At 40.9% G+C, this 17,567-nt stretch carries 16 protein-coding genes, 1 tRNA gene and 1 riboswitch; of the genes, 9 read left to right on the top strand and 8 right to left on the bottom strand.

Features of this window, described 5'->3' with window-relative positions:
• Positions 1-49 precede the first annotated feature (49 nt).
• Entirely contained in the window at positions 50-1,066 is a 1,017-nt protein-coding gene (locus GBI66_RS04440; RefSeq protein ID WP_151715293.1) for an isopenicillin N synthase family oxygenase, read from the top strand.
• Positions 1,063-1,938, top strand: a complete 876-nt coding sequence (locus GBI66_RS04445) for a hypothetical protein (protein ID WP_151715294.1) — start codon at positions 1,063-1,065, stop codon at positions 1,936-1,938. Before GBI66_RS04440 ends, GBI66_RS04445 begins: the two co-directional genes overlap by 4 nt.
• Positions 1,939-2,366: 428 nt before the next feature.
• Here GBI66_RS04445 and GBI66_RS04450 read toward each other — a convergent pair whose 3' ends face one another.
• From GBI66_RS04450 to GBI66_RS04485, 8 genes are all read right to left on the bottom strand, one after another.
• Positions 2,367-3,398, bottom strand: a complete 1,032-nt coding sequence (locus GBI66_RS04450) for an ABC transporter substrate-binding protein (RefSeq protein ID WP_151715295.1) — start codon at positions 3,396-3,398, stop codon at positions 2,367-2,369.
• Between the two features lie 72 nt (positions 3,399-3,470).
• Complete coding sequence (locus GBI66_RS04455; RefSeq protein ID WP_005187690.1) at positions 3,471-3,908, bottom strand: CopG family ribbon-helix-helix protein; 438 nt, start codon at positions 3,906-3,908, stop codon at positions 3,471-3,473.
• 301 nt (positions 3,909-4,209) lie between these two features.
• Positions 4,210-7,815: an urea carboxylase gene (gene uca, locus GBI66_RS04460; RefSeq protein WP_151715296.1), complete on the bottom strand. Its 3,606-nt coding sequence runs from the start codon at positions 7,813-7,815 to the stop codon at positions 4,210-4,212.
• Between the two features lie 9 nt (positions 7,816-7,824).
• Positions 7,825-8,469 carry an urea amidolyase associated protein UAAP2 gene (locus GBI66_RS04465; RefSeq protein ID WP_151715297.1) on the bottom strand — a complete coding sequence of 215 codons (645 nt, stop codon included), beginning with the start codon at positions 8,467-8,469 and terminating at the stop codon, positions 7,825-7,827.
• Positions 8,470-8,485: 16 nt separating this feature from the next.
• Complete coding sequence (locus GBI66_RS04470; RefSeq protein WP_151715298.1) at positions 8,486-9,223, bottom strand: urea amidolyase associated protein UAAP1; 738 nt, start codon at positions 9,221-9,223, stop codon at positions 8,486-8,488.
• Between the two features lie 46 nt (positions 9,224-9,269).
• Positions 9,270-9,371: riboswitch (guanidine-I (ykkC/yxkD leader) on the bottom strand.
• Positions 9,357-9,539, bottom strand: a complete 183-nt coding sequence (locus tag GBI66_RS04475) for a hypothetical protein (protein ID WP_151715299.1) — start codon at positions 9,537-9,539, stop codon at positions 9,357-9,359. It overlaps the preceding riboswitch by 15 nt.
• A 38-nt stretch (positions 9,540-9,577) precedes the next feature.
• Entirely contained in the window at positions 9,578-10,831 is a 1,254-nt protein-coding gene (glyA, locus tag GBI66_RS04480; protein ID WP_151715300.1) for a serine hydroxymethyltransferase, read from the bottom strand.
• 243 nt (positions 10,832-11,074) lie between these two features.
• The gene (locus GBI66_RS04485; RefSeq protein ID WP_005187671.1) at positions 11,075-12,325 is read right to left on the bottom strand and encodes an alpha/beta fold hydrolase; all 1,251 of its coding nucleotides are present in this window, start codon (positions 12,323-12,325) and stop codon (positions 11,075-11,077) included.
• A 243-nt stretch (positions 12,326-12,568) separates the two neighbouring features.
• Here GBI66_RS04485 and GBI66_RS04490 point away from each other — a divergent pair, with 243 nt between their 5' ends.
• From GBI66_RS04490 to GBI66_RS04520, 7 genes are all read left to right on the top strand, one after another.
• Positions 12,569-13,267: a putative quorum-sensing-regulated virulence factor gene (locus GBI66_RS04490; protein ID WP_005187668.1), complete on the top strand. Its 699-nt coding sequence runs from the start codon at positions 12,569-12,571 to the stop codon at positions 13,265-13,267.
• Positions 13,268-13,399: 132 nt separating this feature from the next.
• Positions 13,400-13,987, top strand: coding sequence for a hypothetical protein (locus GBI66_RS04495; protein ID WP_151715301.1), 588 nt, complete (start codon positions 13,400-13,402; stop codon positions 13,985-13,987).
• A gap of 121 nt (positions 13,988-14,108) precedes the next feature.
• A tRNA-Arg gene (locus GBI66_RS04500) sits at positions 14,109-14,184 on the top strand.
• Between the two features lie 130 nt (positions 14,185-14,314).
• Positions 14,315-15,250 (top strand): ABC transporter ATP-binding protein, encoded by a 936-nt coding sequence (locus GBI66_RS04505; RefSeq protein WP_005187661.1) that lies wholly within the window; start codon positions 14,315-14,317, stop codon positions 15,248-15,250.
• Positions 15,247-16,020 (top strand): ABC transporter permease, encoded by a 774-nt coding sequence (locus GBI66_RS04510; RefSeq protein ID WP_151715302.1) that lies wholly within the window; start codon positions 15,247-15,249, stop codon positions 16,018-16,020. The genes GBI66_RS04505 and GBI66_RS04510 overlap by 4 nt, the downstream gene beginning before the upstream one ends.
• Positions 16,017-16,832, top strand: a complete 816-nt coding sequence (gene queF / locus GBI66_RS04515) for an NADPH-dependent 7-cyano-7-deazaguanine reductase QueF (RefSeq protein WP_151715303.1) — start codon at positions 16,017-16,019, stop codon at positions 16,830-16,832. Before GBI66_RS04510 ends, queF begins: the two co-directional genes overlap by 4 nt.
• A 33-nt stretch (positions 16,833-16,865) precedes the next feature.
• Positions 16,866-17,525, top strand: a complete 660-nt coding sequence (locus tag GBI66_RS04520; protein WP_005187652.1) for a hypothetical protein — start codon at positions 16,866-16,868, stop codon at positions 17,523-17,525.
• Positions 17,526-17,567: the final 42 nt, after the last annotated feature.

Below are 17,567 nucleotides of genomic sequence, written 5' to 3' on the forward strand. Positions count from 1 at the left end.
GCGTTTGGGACGACCCAATCTGCTTCATTTATTGCTGGACGACCAGCCAATGGTGAATCTCATGAACCATGATTATGTGTTGCCCTTAATTGATATTTCACTCCTCAACACCGCGAGTTTAGAAGATCGCAAACAAGTAGTGAAGCAACTTGATCAAGCCTGTAAAGACGTCGGCTTCTTATACATTCAGGGGGAGCAATTTCAACCTGAACTGTTCGATCAGTTAAAACAAACCGCGCAGCATTATTTTAGCCAAGACCAAGCCACTAAAATGCAACATTATATTGGTCTATCCGAAAATCATAGTGGTTATGTGCCAATCGGCGAAGAACAATTCAAAACCAATGTCTATGATCTAAAAGAGTCCTATGACATCAATTATGACTATCTCGGAGAGCAGCATCGTCGTCCTTTGCTTGGCCCAACACTATGGCCTGAAGATGCCCACTTTAAACACACTGTCTTAAATTATTATCAACATATCAAAGCCATCGGCAATCAGCTATTTAAAGCTTTTGCTTTGGCACTTGATTTGAATGAGGACTTTTTTGAACCACATTCAAAGCATGCACCGAGCCAATTGAGGCTGATTCACTACCCTTACAATCCCGAGGCTGAAGATCAATCGGGTATTGGCGCACATACCGACTATGAATGTTTTACCCTTTTATTTCCAACGGCTGAAGGTTTACAAGTCCTTAACAAACAGGGTGAATGGATCGATATTCCCTTAATCGAAAACACCATGGTGATGAATATTGGTGACATGATGGAAATCTTATCCAATGGTCGTTATCTAGCCACCAAGCATCGTGTTCGACGAGTGCAGCAAGAACGTTTCTCTTTTCCGCTGTTCTTCTCCTGTGATTATGACTATATGATTCAACCACTGATTCAAAATGAAGCGCCGTTATATCCGCCAATGAAAGGTGGTGAGCATCTATTTAATCAAACCGCTCAAACTTTTATGTACCTCAAGCAACGCATTCAGTCGGGTGAGCTGGTACTTGAAAATGCCCGTCCGCTGTACTCTTTTGGTTTAAATGAGCAGGGAGCAAGCGAATGAATCTAATCAACTTATTAGCGCAACTTGAGCCAACAGTAATTGATGATCACTTCCCCTTACCACGCTATTTACTGGGATGCTTTAGACGTAAAAGTATCAGCTTCTTTAGTGGCATGACCGATGAAAAAACCATTGTGTATTGGTTTCAGTCCAAATCTTTCACAATCGACCTCAGACTGATCAATGCCAATCAAACTGCAGTGCATGAGCGACAAGGATGGATTGGCGATACTTTATGGGATTCAGAGCGCGAATTACTCTCTTGGCAGGTTCATCAAAACTATCAGAATCATATCCAATGGCCTGAACCCGCCAAGCTTTACCCGATCGGCAATAGTATTTTAGAGTTCTCACCTTCCCATGCCTATGTAGAAGATTGGCGGCAACAAGCTCAGCATGGCCTATTACTCGGTTTACGCTTATTCCAAATGCAGCATGTGGCAACACAACAGATGATACCTATGGACGGTGGTTTGATTATCAGCGATCAACACATGGCTTATGCACAATCACGCCTTCCTCAACGACAAAATCAACTGAAAAATGGCCAGATTGATCATCCTGACAATGATCGAAAAGCCATTGAAAGCTATGAAGTCTCAGTTGCTTTAAATGGTTCTTCTATTGGTTTTAGTACAATCACCAGTCGTTTGCAGCAATCGATTTCACTGGATGATTTTCAAATAGAAGATGCCAATACCCTGACTCAATTGAAACAGATTGAAGGTGAACTGTATCAACTTTATTTTCATGTGGATATGTATCAACCTGATTTTGTATTTAATACCACAACAGCAACCACCACAGATACACAACACTGGTTGGATGCCGAGCAAAAGCATTTATTAAAAAATGCCACGCGAACTTACTAATCCTGTTTCTATCTGATTAACCTAGACAAGGGCTATTGTGATAAATATCTTTATCGTAATCGCCCTAATTATTTGAAAATCTATAAATATAAAAAATCACTCTTCAACTAAGTTAAATATTGCAAATCTAAATTCATCAACAAAATGATACTCGGAAATGTCGTCTGCAACCTGCCTGATATCTATAAAAGTATTGTCTTTGCAATATCTATATTTAAATGAAAGAAGAGAACAGGTTTTGCAGATGACAATGGTTTTGCCTACTTTTCCCGAAAGAAAAGTAGGTCGAACCTGAACGACGTTGAAATATATTTCAACTGAAGTGCAAGACGCAGTGGTTAATTTAATAATAAGACGAGATGTATATATGACTCCGCTATGATTTTTTATTTTGGATATATTGAAAATACATCTGATCAAACCGAGCACTATTTCAACTCATCCACCAACGCTGGATAAATCAAGCCATCTACATCCACTGCAGTTTTATAAATCCCATTACTGACATTAAATTGATTGACGTGATAGGTCGAACCATAAATCGAGTCAAAGCCTGTTCCCTTCTGGAACACTTTCTTATTCGCTGCAATATCCAGTAAATGCGTCCCCTCAATAAATTGCTCATATTGTTGAGGATCAACACCAACACGATTGGCCATGATTTTTACGGCATCCGCGTGTGTGGCAGGGTCTTGGATATATTTCACCGTTTTGTCCCACACCTGGATCAGCTTTTTCCAATCCTCTTTATGCGCAGATAAATGACTTGGATTTACCGCCAGGGTATCGTAAATCAAGCCTGGTTTATCTTTGGAACTATAAATAATCTTGGAACCTGCGACCGCTTTTAGAGCTTGATTGGCAACAGGTTGCCAAACTGCAATTGCAGCAACATCCTGACTGCCAAACACTTGAGGAAGTTCATTGGTCACCGAATTGACCAGTTTAATATCTGAGAAAGGAATCTTAGCGTCGGTTAAAGCCGTCGATAACAACAGGTGATCGACCAATCCTTTTTCTGTAGCAATGGATTTGCCTTTTAAATCCTGAATGCTGTTAATACCATTCTTGGCAATAATCACATCATTACCCGCAGAATAATCGGTCACCATAATGATCATACCCTTGCTTCCCCCGGAGGCATTGACCAAATTATCGCCATTGGTAATAAACACCGCATCCAGTTGATTGGCGGCAAAAGCAGAAATTGATGCTGAATAATCAAACCATTTAAAGTCAACATTTAAGCCTGCGTCTTTTAACCAGCCCTTTTCAATTGCTACTTGCCAAGCCACCCAACCCGGCCAATCACTATAGCCAATCATCATTGGAGTCATTGACGTGACATCTTTGGACTCAGTTGCTTTCTCTGTTGTTGGCACTTTAGCCGAATTATCACACGCTGTAAGACCCAGTCCCAACAGTACAGAAACGGATAAAGTTACTATTGTTTGCTTCATAATCACCCCATATCTTTTTTGAAAATTTTGCCCACATCTAAATCGCGTATTTAGCGACAATACTGACGCTTGCTAATCGTTTTGCTGTAAAGGTGGCATTACGGCATCCATGAGTTCCAGATGCCCTTTAATCACCCCTTTTAAGGCAGTAAATTGTTGGCTAATCTGTTTAAGGTCATTGCTACCACCTTGTAACAGCATGACTTCCAATATTTTTTGTTGATCCAGTTGAATATGTAATGAACTGATCACCTGTTCTAAAAACTTCTGCTGTAAGTCTAAGAGTTGCATACGCAGTGGCATACAACTGGCGTCATACAACAATGTTAGTGTGCCGACCATGACTGCATTTTGCTGTGCCTGTTCAGCAATGAGATGCTTGTTGATCATGTCGACAATAGCCTGAGAGCGACTTTCATAATGCTCTTCGACAATAGTTTGATCTAAGGCCTCAACCGTTTTTTCAGGGACGGTAATACTGATTCGAGTCAGTTTAGGACGAGCATTCATAATGATCAGACGACTATTTAGGAAGCTGGGTTTGCTTTACATACAGACCTGCACGGACGCTCAGTAAATTGGCAAAACAGCGCGCTGCAACTTTGAAATACTGAATTAGGATTGATTGCGTTTTCATAACCACCTCAGTCTTAGTAATACCAAATTTATAATTCGTAATATTTAATGCAGTATCTATGCCAGTTTTTTAGCCAAATAAAGGAGGAAAAACCGTGTGAATTGCTGAATAAATGCACATAAAAAAAGCCCGATGTTTCATCATAGGGCCTTTTCTGCATCATGAATTTAATCGCTATCCAGCAGGCGCAAGCGTGAATAATGCCTGTCCTGTTTTTACCGTTTGCGCTTTATCAATCAAGATACTGTCGACTTTCATTTTTGCAGGTGCAAGGATTGGGATTTCAATTTTCATTGCTTCAATCACTGCCAAAGTTTCACCTTCTTCAATAATATCTCCCACGGTACATTCAATTTTCCAGACTGAGCCTGGCATATGTGACTCCACGATCATGCCACCGCTCGGAACTGTGATCTCTGAATCATCCAGTACCGCATCTAGACTTTCAGAAACATATTCAGCCAAGCCCGCTTCGTGCCATCGACGGCGCTCGTCTTCAAAATTGCTTTGTTGAACCTGTTTAAAGGCCTGAATACTACTCTCATTATCTTTCAGAAAAGCATTATAGTCTTTGAGATTCAGTACCCCTTCTTCGATCCGCAGTTGCAAACGGCCTGCTTTAAAGTCTTCCCGCATGTCCAATAATTCAGTCTCAGATACTTCATAGAAACGGATCTGGTCAAAGAATCTAAGCAACCATGGCCTATGCAGTTCAAAATTCGGATTTTGACGATAACGACTCCACACCTGTGTGGTACGGCCTACAAACTGATAGCCACCCGGCCCTTCCATGCCATAAACACACATATAAGCACCGCCAATTCCAACCGCATTTTCGGGTGTCCATGTTCGTGCAGGGTTATATTTAGTAGTGACTAAGCGATGTCTCGGGTCTAGTGGTGTGGCAACAGGTGCCCCTAGATAAACATCGCCCAAACCCATCACCAAATAAGCCGTGTCATAGACCACATCTTTTACCGCTTGCTTCGATGCAAGACCATTAATACGGCGAATGAACTCGATATTATCTGGACACCACGGTGCATCTGGACGAACCAATTGGGTATATTTTTCGGTTGCAAGTTGCGTTTGTGAGTCCTCCCAAGCTAGGGGTAGATACACGGTTCTTGAAGGCACCTGCATATTTTCAATATCGGGTAATTCGCTTTCTGCCACCTGTAACAACCGTAGTAAATCTAGTTGCTCTAATACAGTCGAATCATAATGAATCTGCAATGAACGAATGCCTGGGGTCAAATCAATGATGCCCTGAATATTTTGTTGTTGTACCCATTGCATTAAGGCATGAATACGAAAACGTAAATTGAGATCCAAGACCAGTTCACCATATTCGACTAACAGATATTGGTTTCCAGCGGGGCGATAGCTCACTTTGGGTTTATCAGCACCCTGATCCAAAGTCGCCAACACCGCATTTTTTAAAGTAACAGGCTCAGCTTTGAACACAGGTGAAAAATTAACCTTCGATATCGTTTCATCCTGTAAAGCCGATTGATAGCGTTGTTCTAACTGTTGCGCCTGCGCATAGCTAACAGGAATAAATCTGACTTTATCGCCTGCTTTCAGTTGCCCCAACTTCCACAACTCTGAGTTAATCACCACCGCAGGACAAACGAAGCCGCCTAAACTCGGGCCATCAGGTCCTAAAATAATCGGCATATCCCCAGTGAAATCAATTGCACCGATGGCATAGGCATTGTCATGGATATTCGATGGGTGTAAACCAGCCTCGCCTCCATCAATCCGCGCCCACTCAGGTTTAGGACCAATCAAACGAATGCCGGTACGACTCGAGTTAAAATGAATCTCCCAGTCTTGATCAAAAAACATGGCAACGTCATTCGGCGTAAAGAAATCTGGTGCACCATGCGGGCCATACATCACCGCGATTTCCCATTCGGTTTTAAAACTTGGGATTTGTTCAGGCTTTAATGCAACTGTTTGCTCGATTTTCGCTTCAGTGATTGGCAACATATCACCAATCAGTAAGTTACGCCCTGCATGACCACCAAATTTCCCCAAGGTAAAGGTGGCTAAACTGCCTAAATACGCAGGCAGATTAAATCCATGTTTAATCCCAATATAACTGCGACAACCTGTACTGATACGACCACATTTTAACACCTGCCCTTTACGCACATTGATCGTTGACCACATCGCGACAGGTTGACCATCTAGGCTAGACTCCATCTCACCGCCAGTAATGGCAATTTGACTATCACAATGAAATTTTAAAGTTGGCCCGAGTAAAGTACATTCTAGCCCCGAACTATTAAACGTGTTGCCTAATAATTGATTGGCTACATTCAGGCTCAATGCATCCATCGCACCTGAAGGCGGAACACCAACATCCCAATAGCCCAAGCGACCTGTGACGTCTTGCACTGCAGTTTGAATCCCTGCCTGCAACACCTCTACTTTTTGAGTTTTCCATTCAAAATGATTCAAGAAACGCGTGGTCTGTGTGCCTTGCTGAAACACCTCACCCGCGATAATTTCCTGTAAATACTCGAGGTTGGTTTCAATCCCTGCAATTTCGGTATTGCTTAGGCTATTTTGCATGGCAGCAATGGCCTGTTCACGATCTGCTGCTGTGACAATAATTTTTGCAATCATCGGGTCATAGAATGAAGAAACATTTGAGCCTGTTTCCACCCAAGTTTCCACCCGTGACTGAGGGTCAAATTTGACACTGGTCAATAAGCCTGCGCTGGGTTGAAAGTTTTTGATCGGATCTTCGGCATATAAACGCACTTGAATCGAATGAGCTTTGGGTGGCGCAATCTGTTGCGGTGCTTGCCAATCCCCACTGGCCAAATTCACCATCCATTCAACCAGATCAACGTCATAAACCTGTTCCGTCACCCCATGTTCCACTTGCAAGCGTGTATTCACTTCTAAAAAGTAGAACTGTTGTGTATCGGTATCCATCACAAATTCCACCGTACCCGCGGAACGATATTGCACCGACTGCATCAATTGAATCGCAACTTTTTGAAGATAATTACGTTGCTCATCATTCAAATGCGGTGCAGGTGTTTCCTCAATCACCTTTTGATTACGGCGTTGCACTGAACAATCACGCTCACCAAGCGCAATGACATGGCCTTGACCATCACCGAAAATCTGTACCTCAATATGACGGGCATTTTCGACAAATTTTTCTAAATACAGTCCTGCATCTTTAAAATTGGCTTGTGCCAAATAGGAAACAGTTTGATAGGCTTCTTTTAATTCCTGCTCATTCCAAACCAAACGCATACCAATCCCACCACCACCCGCGGTGCTTTTCAGCATCACGGGATAGCCAATCTGATCAGCCTGAAGCAATGCATCATCCAAGTCGATAAGCAACTGACTACCCGGTAGCAAGGGTACATTGTTTTGAATTGCCAATTCACGTGCGGTATGTTTTAGACCAAAATCACGCATTTGCTGTGAGGTTGGGCCAATAAATGCGATACCTTGTTGCTCGCACAGATCACAAAATGCGGCATTTTCCGATAAAAAACCATAACCAGGATGAATCGCTTCAGCCCCTGTGTGCTGTGCTGCAGCAAGGATTTTTTCAATATTTAAATAGCTTTGCTGTGCAGCTGAATCACCGATAAAAATCGCTTCATCCGCTAAACTGACATGCAAGGAATCTCGGTCTGCTTCGGAATAGACCGCAACCGATTGAATCCCAAGTTTCTTTAAACTACGAATAACGCGACAGGCAATCGCCCCCCGATTGGCAATCAGTACTTTTTTAAACATTTTGCCACCTCATGCTTCACGTACAACAAGTTGGATTTTGGTCGGGTTATAGGCATTGCAAGGATTATTCAATTGCGGACAATTTGAAATCAGAACGATCAAATCCATTTCGGCTTTGATCTCGACATATTTACCCGGTGCAGACACCCCATCTTCAAACTTTAAATGACCTTCAGCTGTCACGGGTACATTCATAAAAAAGTTAATATTGGGTCCAATATGACGGACATTGAGCTGATGCTTTTTGGCAATCGGATGCTGTGCCAAGGCATACATGAAATTATTGCGGCAACTGTGCATCGGATATTTATCGTGTGCATAACGTACCGTATTGCTTTCACATGAACATGCGCCACCTAAGGTGTCATGTCTGCCGCAATTATCATCAACAATACGGGCAATTGGACGGGCAAAATTACTAAATAAGGTCGTGCCTTTTTCCAGATAAAGTTGCTGATTTTGCGCCAAGGTATCGGTTGCGCTATAACGCTCTTCGGCATTGTTGGCGCTGATAAATAAGGTATCAACGGCTTGGTTCCCTTCCAGATCAATAATGCGGAAGTACTGACCTTGCTTCACCTCACCCATCCACGCTTCGCCTGCAAGGCAAATCTCATCTAAAACAATCTGTTCAATTTTTGCAGATGCAGTCATTTTCTCGCTCCCTACCTTAATTCGACAATGCGTAATAGCGTGTGTTATTGGCAAAACCACGCTGATTTTGCGCGCATGAATCCCGACAAACATCTTGTTCAGTTAAGGTATTGGCTTTGAATAGGCGAAGTTGGATATCGGCGGGTTGATAAGGTGTAGATGAGTCGAGTGGATGTGGTGCTGCAGATAGAAAAACCAGACAATCCATTTCAAAGCGCAGTTCAATCTTTTGCTGTTGATTATCGTCTGTTACGTAGCTTAATCGGCCATGATCATCAGGCTGGACTTTTGAAAATAAATTTACCGTCGCACTCAAATCCGCTTGGCCTAGACCAAACTTGGTCAATTCCACCAACAAACTATCTAGACCATTTTGATGCATGTCATTACGCGCATCCTGAAAGTTTTTTTTGCCAAAATGTTGTGCAATTTGCTGTGCGGTACTCGGACCACAAAACACATCATTCCAGCCATGTTGATCTTGAACAATGGAAGCCATTACACGACCAAGATCAGAATACAAAACATGCCCTGTTGAGAGAAAAGCCGTATGTTGGGCTTTCAGACTATCGGGCATATTAAAACGCTCGAGCTTGTCATCTGCATTGACACAGAACAAAGATACATTTGCCTGCTGCCCCAGTGCTTCAAGCTGCAAAACTGCACCACGTTGAATGCGACCAGACCAGTGATGCCCACCGGGTAGTGTTTCTTGCCACAGTATTTTATTGTCGTGATAGAACGATTGATTCATAACAAACCCCTTGCGGATGCTTAACCTCGTTATGGCAATATGCCTGTCCTCCCGGGCTTTTATCCCTCCGTGTAGTTCTATCGAACCGTTATCTCTCGGACCAGTCATGTCTCCATACGGACACATCGGAACCCTAGACAACTTTATCTGTATTGTCATGAAGCAAAAGGCATGCCAGTTTAGTAATACGATTTTTCATATTCGTAATACCAGAATGATCATTTTTAGATTGTTCAGAGTACACTTTTAAAAAGAAAGCACCAATTTGATGCTGTGAAATTAGAATGATTGATATTTTTAGGTTTTCTTTATCCATAAAAAAAGCGCCTTGCGGCGCTTTTTTAGATATACAAATTAGTTTGCATAAACTGGGAATTTTGCACAAACAGCTTCTACTTTAGCTTTTACGTCAGCGATAACTTTCTCGTCACCTTTGCTGTCGATCACGTCAGCGATCCAACCTGCAAGTTCACGTACTTCAGCTTCACCGAAACCACGAGTCGTCACTGCTGGCGTACCAATACGGATACCAGAAGTTACGAACGGAGAACGTGGGTCATTTGGAACCGCGTTTTTGTTTACTGTAATGTGAGCTGCACCTAACCAAGCATCAACTTCTTTACCCGTTACGTCTTGTTTAATCAAAGACAATAAGAATAAATGGTTTTCTGTACCACCAGAAACAACATCATAACCACGTGAAATTAATACTTCAGCCATAGCTTGAGCATTTTTCACCACTTGTTGTTGGTAAGTTTTAAACTCATCAGACATTGCTTCTTTGAAACAGATTGCTTTAGCGGCAATCGCATGCATCAAAGGACCACCTTGGTTGCCTGGGAATACAGCAGATTGAAGTTTCTTCTCGATTTCTTCATTTGCTTTAGCAAGGATTAAACCAGAACGTGGACCACGAAGTGTTTTATGCGTCGTTGTTGTCGTTACGTCTGCAATTTGCACTGGGTTAGGATAAACACCCGCAGCAACTAAACCTGCAACATGCGCCATATCAACAAAAAGGTATGCACCTACTTTATCTGCGATGTCACGGAAACGCTGCCAATCAACGATTTGACTATATGCAGAAAAACCAGCAACGATCATGCGTGGCTTATGTTCCAACGCTAGACGTTCTACTTCTTCATAATCAATTTCGCCAGTTTCAGTATTTAAACCATACTGAACAGCGTTATACGTTTTACCAGAGAAGCTTACTTTAGCACCGTGAGTCAAGTGACCACCGTGAGCCAAACTCATACCAAGAACAGTATCACCTGGGTTAAGAAGCGCTAGATAAACCGCAGAGTTTGCTTGCGAACCCGCATGTGGTTGAACGTTTGCATAGTCAGCACCGAACAACTCTTTTGCACGATCAATTGCAAGTTGTTCAATCACATCCACATATTCACAACCGCCGTAGTAGCGTTTGCCAGGATAGCCTTCTGCATATTTATTCGTAAGTTTTGATCCCTGTGCTTCCATTACAGCTGGTGAGCAATAGTTTTCAGATGCGATTAACTCAATATGCGCTTCTTGGCGTACGCCTTCAGAAGCAATCGCTTGAGCTAATTCTGGATCAAATTCAGCAATAGAAATATTGGCAAACATTAGCGGAGGGTCCTATATATTAGGGCTTTTAAGCCGTGCTAAAGATTGGCACATATTGTAGCACGAAGTTTATGGTTTCAGAGATTGATATTTATTTAATTATTCGTGAATTTTATTCACTTATTTCTATAAATTTATCTTGCTAAAAACAAATTCCACTTTTTTATACAATTCGGCTTTTCTTCCGTCACAATGAGATGAAGCCCAATAACCTAAACAGGCAAAATGGGCTTCTATTTCAGCTTAATTATTTGCAGGCATAGTTGCTTTTACATCATTCACAATATTAACGATATTCGACTCGTAGGCAGTAGTGTGATCCCACTTTACAGGATTACTATCATCAGTAATATACTGAATAGAACTACCTTTTTGTTGTGCAGAACTCACCAAGGTATTGGTTGCCAGTCGAGGAACAGTAGCGTCATTAGTTCCCTGATAAATAATAATTGGTGTATTCACTTTGACCGTTAAAGGTTGACCATCTTTAGTCGTAAAGTTTTTAACAATAGGAAGGTTCAAAAAGCTGTCTTGGGTACGACCATAACCGTTTAAACTCCCATTCGCCATATTATATTGTGTCATTCTCGCAACAAAGGCATTCGCAAGACCACCCGAACATCCCGTTTCTGCATATTGCTGAGCAATTTCGGCCGTTGGATTTTTAAAAATTTGACTGTATTGTAGATCAGGATTTGAATTACGTAGTCCTGCTGTAATCAGAGCTGTAAATGTATCTAGACTTGCATAAACAGGGATTTGTACGGCTGAAGGTTTACCCGTAACAGATAGCTCGCCTAGTGTTAAAATTAAATCCAGATTAGAGGCAGGTGCAACAGCAACTGTTCCTTTATAATCAAGTTTGGCACGACTTTCATATTGTGCGGCACCCAATGCTGCCTGCCCACCTTGAGAATGCCCGACAGTCATCCATTGACGTGAAACCAATTTACCTTGCCCAGCTAAATAAGATCGTGCAGCAACTACTGCATCGGTAATCGAATAAGCTTCACTTTTTACATTTAAGAATGGATGTAGTTCACGACCGCCAGGTTCCCCTAAGCCCTCATAATCAGGTGCAACCACTACATAACCTGCCGCAAGAAATTGGCTAATCATATCTTTGATAGCAGAACTAGTCGCATTACGACTTGGTGCACATTGATCTGCAACACCAGTGGTACCGTGTGCCCATGCAACAATTTTCCAACCCCCTGCTGGTGTTGGCCCACCAGGTACAAACAATAGCGTGGTTGCCATAGTCTCTTGACCATTTTGCCCCAACATTTTATAAGTCATAACTGAACTTTCAGCAGCTACAGCACCAAAATCTGTCTTGGTATAGGCTGTAGGTATACCCACAACCGGATTTTTAATATTATTCTCTGGAATACTTGGCTTTGGAATAAATGAAACATTGTCATCACCATCACCACAAGCTGTTAGCAATAAGCTTGAACTCAACAACGCAACCGTTAGTAATTTCATATTCATGTAGTTTTTCCTTAACTATATTTCTTGTCATTTTAATGCTTAGCATTTCTTTTACTAAGGCAATTACTTACATAAGAATGCGCTTAATATCAAATTGTTCAAGTATTTTTTTACTTTGCTGCTTATTTATTCAAAGTCCGTTCCAAATTTCTAAAAAATAAAATTGATACGACCTCATTCAACACAGCTTGCGATAAATTTCTTGTAAGATATTCAAACTCTCAACCAAGCTAGGCCAACTTTATGCAAGCAATCATCTTAGACACTGAAACACATACGCTGAATGGTTTGCCAATTGAAATTGCTTATGCTCCGATTGAAATTGAAAATGGAAAACTCAGTCTCGATAAAAAACAAATTTTTGATCAGCTTTATCAGGTTGGCCAGCCTATTTCCTTCGCAGCAATGGCGGTACATCATATTTTAGAATCAGATCTTATTGATCAACCTTTTTATAATGAGTTTAAGCTTCCTGCTCAGACCACTTATATCATTGGGCATAATGTTGATTATGATGTTGCCGCAATTGCACGTTGTGGTGTTGACACCTCAAAATTGAAACCAATTTGTACCTTAGCTTTAGCACGTCATGTTTGGGAGGATGCCGAAGCACATAACATTTCAGCCTTAATTTACTTGATCTCAAAAGGCAGTGACAAAGCACGCGAAATGTTAAAAGGTGCACATCGTGCCGATGCTGACATTATCTTAACCGCCAACATCTTGATGCATATTATTCATCAACTTAATATTCAAAATATCGAGCAACTTTATCTTGCCTCAGAGGAAGCCCGTATTCCCAAAACGATTACCTTTGGCAAGCATAAAGGTACAGCCATTCAAGACCTCCCTGCTGACTATATTCAATGGCTGATGCGTCAAGAAGATCTTGACCCGTATTTACGCAAAGCATTAGAAGCAAAATTAGTTAAAAAAGGATAAAGTTCTCAGTTTGTAAGTTATTTGCCAGTTACTTTAAACAAGGCAATGATATTTAATAAATTGTTAACATTATTGTCATTTTTTAACCTTATCTTAATCTCCGTCTAGATCTTGATTGGGGGAGATTAAGAGATGTCACATTTTTTTAAAACAGAGCTTGGCCAAACTGCCCTACAAGAACGCAGTATTGCATTGACTGCACGCCAACGTCGTCTATTGCTTTTAATTGATCATGAAGATTTCAAAGAATTAGATCAAGACTATAAGGAAAGGATTGCACCAACCGAACTTGTTCAACAACTGATCGATATGGGGCTACTGGCTGAACAAGCAACACCTATTATCCAAAAAGAAAATTTAGCGTCAGAATTAAAAGCTAATGATCTAAAAATGACATCAGAGCCCGTTACAGCACTAGAAGTAATAGCAGTTGTACAACAGCCTATTGAAGCTGAAGCAAAACTAGAAATAGAACCTGAAATTATTGAATTAGAAAAATTGCCTTTTGTTGAAATCCAACAAGTCATGATTCAGACACTAACCACTTACTGTGGTCTTATGGCTAGACCTTTGGTACAAAAAATTCAATCGATTAACTCGCTACAACAACTTAAAGCCTGCCAAATGCAATGGATTACCTCACTGCAAGAATCACGGATTCCACCTGCTCAACTGAATCAAACTTTAAAATTGATCAATTATTCAGTGCAGCATTTATAGTTAGATATGTAGCTTCGCGATAAGTCGAGAATAAAATTGATGTTTTAATAAACAAGAAGTAGCTTTATTGAGAGGTATATATTTACCTGCCTGTATTTTTTGCCTATGATGTGGCACGCATGCGCTCATAGCTCAACTGGATAGAGTACAGGTCTCCGAAGCCTGTGGCGTGGGTTCGAGTCCCGCTGAGCGCACCACTTTCCTTCTTGCAACACCTCTTACTCTATAATCGTTCTGTTTTTAATACACCATAAACCTATTTTTCTACTTGGTTTATTTTTTCATATCGCTCAAAATACGCGTTCTATTTAACAACGTGAGACGTTTATGACTGATGCTTTGGTGTTGAGCGATTTGTCCAAAACCTATCGTAATGGTTTTCAAGCGTTAAAAGGGATTGATCTTACCGTTCCGGAAGGCGAATTTTATGCATTATTAGGACCTAATGGTGCAGGCAAATCAACCACAATCAGTATCATTAGCTCTTTAACCAAAAAAACATCTGGTTCAGTTGAAATTTTTGGGCATAACTTAGATACCCATCCTTCACATGCAAAACAATGTCTTGGCGTTGTTCCTCAAGAATTTAACTTTGGTCAATTCGAAAAAACTTTCGATATTTTAGTGACCCAAGCGGGTTATTACGGCATTCCGAAGAAATTGGCCGAACAACGTGCTGAACATTATTTAGAAAAGCTCGGTTTATGGGAAAAACGTAATATTCAATCCCGTATGCTTTCCGGTGGTATGAAACGCCGTTTAATGATTGCACGCGCAATGATGCATGAACCTAAACTACTGATCCTCGATGAACCGACAGCTGGCGTTGATATTGAGTTACGTCGTTCGATGTGGGACTTCCTCACCGAAATGAATGAAAATGGCACTTCAATTATTCTCACCACACACTATTTAGAAGAAGCAGAAATGTTGTGTCGTCGGATTGCGATTATCGACCGCGGTGTGATTAAAGAAGATACCTCAATGAAAGGTTTCCTCAATCAACTGAATGAAGAATCATTCATTTGTGACTTAGCTGAGCCAATCGAATCTTTTGACCTAAATATTATTGGTTTTAAATTTAACCTGATTGATTCAGTGACCTTAGAAGTGACAATGGATAAGGCACATAGCATGAATGACCTATTCTTGTTATTACAGTCGCAAAATATCCAAGTTAGCAGTATGCGTAACAAGTCGAATCGCTTGGAAGAACTGTTCGTGAAAATGGTTGAGAAAAATCTTGCAGGAGCAGATCAATGAACTTTAATCAATTAAAAACTGCGCTGTGGACTTTAGTTGTTAAAGAAATTCGTCGCTTTATGCGTATTTGGCCACAAACCTTACTTCCACCAGCAATTACCATGAGTTTGTACTTCGTAATTTTTGGCAACTTGGTGGGTTCACGTATTGGTGAAATGGGTGGCTTTAGCTACATGCAGTTCATTGTGCCAGGCTTAATTATGATGGCCGTGATCACTAACAGTTACGCCAACGTTTCTTCAAGTTTTTTTAGTGCCAAATTCCAGAAAAGTATTGAAGAACTGATTATGAGTCCTGTGCCATTACACTTAATCCTGTGGGGTTATGTGATTGGTGGTGTCAGTCGTGGGGTATTGGTCGGCTTGATCGTCACGATAATGAGCTTATTCTTTACTCATCTAGAAATTTATAATGTGTTTGTGACTATATATACAGTCATTATTACTTCATTATTATTTTCATTGGGCGGTTTTATCAATGCGGTTTATGCCAAGTCGTTCGATGATATTTCAATTATCCCGACTTTCGTATTGACGCCACTCACCTATTTAGGTGGTGTGTTCTATGCCATTAGTGCACTCAGTCCATTTTGGCAAAATGTCTCTTTAATCAATCCAATTGTATATATGGTCAATGCCTTCCGTTACGGTATCTTAGGCCATAGTGATGTCAATGTATCCTTCTCTTTAGGCATCGTGACGCTGTGTTGTGTTGTCCTCTATGCAATTGCATATCATTTATTAGCTCGTGGTTCAGGAATGCGTGAATGAGTGTTGAACATTCTTTATTGGGTAAAGACACCCAATACCCAACTCAATATCAGCCAGAGGTTTTATTTCCAATTGCCCGTGCTGAATCCCGTCAACAGTATTTACATATTGAAGGGATTACACAAGGTAAAGACTGGTGGCATGTTTTTGAAATCTCATGGTTGAATCAACTTGGCTTACCTCAAGTTGCGATTGGTCGTTTGACATTACCAGCCAGTTCGCCCAATTTAATTGAATCAAAGTCACTTAAACTTTATTTCAATGGTATGAATTTCACCCAATTTGAGTCTCAACAAGCTTTTGTTGAAACCGTTGAACGTGATTTATCCAATGCTGCTGGCTCAAAAGTTGAACTACAACTGTTCCAAGTCGATGATTTAGAGATTTCTAAACCTAAAGGGATTTGTATCGACGATCTAATTCCTGAGCGTTTATCAGAACATCCTGATTCGACGTTATTGCAGCTAGATACAATCTCAGAAGATGATGTTGAAATTGAGTTGTACTCGCATTTATTAAGAAGTAATTGCCCTGTGACGGGTCAACCAGACTGGGGTACTGTTTTTATTCGTTTGCAAGGTAAAAAACCTTGTTATCGCAGCGTTTTAGCTTATATTATCTCGTACCGTCAGCATAATGGTTTCCATGAACAATGTGTTGAGCAAATATTTGCAGATATTTGGCAACTTCTAAAACCAGAAAAACTGATGGTCTATGCAACTTATACTCGTCGTGGGGGCTTGGATATTAACCCGTGCCGAGTATCCGATTTGTCATGGATGCCCGAGCCAATTCGCTTGGCACGACAATAAAACGAATAAATTTGATATAGAGGACGTTCTTCAATGACCAGTTATTTCGGTATTCTTCCGTCAGCAAGTTTGAGTCAGGACATTCAACTTGCACAAGCCAATCGTGATAGTAAAGAGCCACAATACCCTTTACGTGACAAAATTTCTCTACAGCTTACCGATGAGTTAATTGACACCATGTTGGTTCACTTGGTTCAACAATTTCCACCAAGTGACAAACGAGATACTACCGAAGGACTTGCGATTAAAATTCGCGGCATTGTTGAAACCTTAATGAAACAGCTTCTTGGTAAGGCATCAAATGAACAAGTGCTTGAATCATTAGCATTCATGGAAAAGAGCTTGTTCATTGATAATGAAGGTAAACAACGTATCGGCACAGTATTACCAGATAGCCTTGTAACTGAAATGAAGAAAAGCTTTGCTGAAGTTGCAGCTGGAAATGGCAAAGAACAACGTGATGCTTTAACAAAACAGTTTAAAACTTTTGCTGATGCCCTAATCCATCACTTTATGACTGAATTCAACAAAACCCTTGGTCTAGGCATGGTAAAACGTGGTGTTGCCAGCGTTGCAACCAGTGGCGTTGAAACAGCAGTCCATATCGTGATTAAAAAGCTTATCCCTAGCTTGAGCCAAGTTGAACTCGAAGTATTTACCAAGCACTTCGATCAGTTATTGGTACAAAAATAAGTTCTAAATAATGAGAAAGCGACGATTGTAAAATCGTCGCTT

The organism is Acinetobacter sp. TUM15071 (assembly GCF_008980925.1).
GTDB lineage: Bacteria > Pseudomonadota > Gammaproteobacteria > Pseudomonadales > Moraxellaceae > Acinetobacter > Acinetobacter dispersus.

Excerpts from the sequence above, each read along its gene's own strand:
- uca (WP_151715296.1), bottom strand. The coding sequence starts at position 7,815 with ATGTTTAAAAAAGTACTGATTGCCAATCGGGGGGCGATTGCCTGTCGC.
- GBI66_RS04465 (WP_151715297.1), bottom strand. The coding sequence starts at position 8,469 with ATGACTGCATCTGCAAAAATTGAACAGATTGTTTTAGATGAGATTTGC.
- queF (WP_151715303.1), top strand. The coding sequence starts at position 16,017 with ATGAGTGTTGAACATTCTTTATTGGGTAAAGACACCCAATACCCAACT.
- GBI66_RS04520 (WP_005187652.1), top strand. The coding sequence starts at position 16,866 with ATGACCAGTTATTTCGGTATTCTTCCGTCAGCAAGTTTGAGTCAGGAC.
- GBI66_RS04470 (WP_151715298.1), bottom strand. The coding sequence starts at position 9,223 with ATGAATCAATCGTTCTATCACGACAATAAAATACTGTGGCAAGAAACA.
- GBI66_RS04450 (WP_151715295.1), bottom strand. The coding sequence starts at position 3,398 with ATGAAGCAAACAATAGTAACTTTATCCGTTTCTGTACTGTTGGGACTG.
- GBI66_RS04440 (WP_151715293.1), top strand. The coding sequence starts at position 50 with ATGGTGAATCTCATGAACCATGATTATGTGTTGCCCTTAATTGATATT.
- GBI66_RS04505 (WP_005187661.1), top strand. The coding sequence starts at position 14,315 with ATGACTGATGCTTTGGTGTTGAGCGATTTGTCCAAAACCTATCGTAAT.
- GBI66_RS04475 (WP_151715299.1), bottom strand. The coding sequence starts at position 9,539 with ATGGATAAAGAAAACCTAAAAATATCAATCATTCTAATTTCACAGCAT.
- GBI66_RS04455 (WP_005187690.1), bottom strand. The coding sequence starts at position 3,908 with ATGAATGCTCGTCCTAAACTGACTCGAATCAGTATTACCGTCCCTGAA.
- GBI66_RS04510 (WP_151715302.1), top strand. The coding sequence starts at position 15,247 with ATGAACTTTAATCAATTAAAAACTGCGCTGTGGACTTTAGTTGTTAAA.
- GBI66_RS04485 (WP_005187671.1), bottom strand. The coding sequence starts at position 12,325 with ATGAATATGAAATTACTAACGGTTGCGTTGTTGAGTTCAAGCTTATTG.
- GBI66_RS04490 (WP_005187668.1), top strand. The coding sequence starts at position 12,569 with ATGCAAGCAATCATCTTAGACACTGAAACACATACGCTGAATGGTTTG.
- glyA (WP_151715300.1), bottom strand. The coding sequence starts at position 10,831 with ATGTTTGCCAATATTTCTATTGCTGAATTTGATCCAGAATTAGCTCAA.
- GBI66_RS04495 (WP_151715301.1), top strand. The coding sequence starts at position 13,400 with ATGTCACATTTTTTTAAAACAGAGCTTGGCCAAACTGCCCTACAAGAA.
- GBI66_RS04445 (WP_151715294.1), top strand. The coding sequence starts at position 1,063 with ATGAATCTAATCAACTTATTAGCGCAACTTGAGCCAACAGTAATTGAT.